Genomic DNA, 1,165 nt, shown 5'->3' on the forward strand with positions numbered 1-1,165 from the left:
CGCGAGCCTGTCGTGACTGGGGAAGTCTTCGATGTCGATGGAGATCGCAAGCTCGGAAGCGGTTTTGGGCCCGATGCCCGGCACCGTCAGGAGGCATCGGTAGGTATCGTCGCCTTCGAGCAGGGCGGAGATCTCCGCCGTGATCGCCTCGATCTCCGCCGAGTTCTCGGATATCCTGCGCGCGAGCAGTTTCACCGCCCGGTCCTCGGCGGCGACGACCGACGCATCCGGCCTTGTCGAGGAGGTTGTCGAGCGGACGAGGGCCTCGATCTTACCGCGCGCCGCCCCACGCGTGAGCGCCGCCGCCCTGCGGGGCCCGGCGTCGGCTACCGACCAGGCCCCGCCGAGGGATGCCATGAGCCTCAGCTGGGGCCCGTCGGACAGGTCGACCAGCGCCTCGAAGGCGGGGCACGATTCCAGCAGGATGCTGCGCAGCCGGTTCTTATTCCTAGTGTTCTCGCAGGTCAGGAAGTTCCTCTGGGCGGCCAGCGCCCTCGCCGCCGCAATCGTCGGACCTGGGTCTCCGACCGGCAGGAGCGCGTCGGGGATGCCAAGCGCCGTCTTCGCGATGACCATCGCGTCTCGCTCGTCGGTCTTGGCGTCGCCGGCGAAGAGCCTGGCGGCCCCGTGCGCCGCGAGTCCCGGCAGGTACGCCGCCGACATCCCGGCCGCCCTGGCGCGGGCGAGCGCGAGGGCGCCTATGTTGCGCGACTGGTCGACGACCACGAGCGCATCGGGGAAGCGGCCGAACAGCGAGTCCAGGTCGTCCTCCCTGTTCGCGACGGGGGCGCTCAACAGCACCTCGCCATCTCGAGTCGCGACGCATGCCCAGTGGGACGATTTCCCGACATCGAGCCCGATGACGGCTTCCGGCATTCTAATTGGTGCCACGGTGGTATCCTCCAATCGGTAGGCCGATCGGAACCCCTCCCCGCGACACCCACATTACCTGGCCGTGGCGCTTGCGCCCGGCAGTTTCCTATCAGTCGTCCGGAGCGGCGAGCGCCCCCGGTGGCAACACCCCCCGGGCCCTCTACGGGGCAGGGGCAGACGGCCATCCGGAGGCGCCCGATCGGCGGCCCCTCGGGGCTTGCCCGTATCGTAGGCAATGCGCCGAATGCTCGCCATCGAAATTTATCGATGGCCTATTTCAGACTGTAATGGG

1 protein-coding gene is annotated in these 1,165 nt (G+C 68.6%); it reads right to left on the minus strand.

Annotated elements, in window-relative coordinates; translation table 11 throughout:
- The coding region (locus tag DWV48_RS09075; protein WP_118654471.1) for a transposase at positions 1-876 on the minus strand (876 nt) is incomplete at its 3' end.
- Between the last annotated feature and the right edge of the window lie 289 nt (positions 877-1,165).

The sequence above is a fragment of the Collinsella sp. AF08-23 genome, from assembly GCF_003479805.1.
Classification (GTDB): Bacteria; Actinomycetota; Coriobacteriia; order Coriobacteriales; family Coriobacteriaceae; genus Collinsella.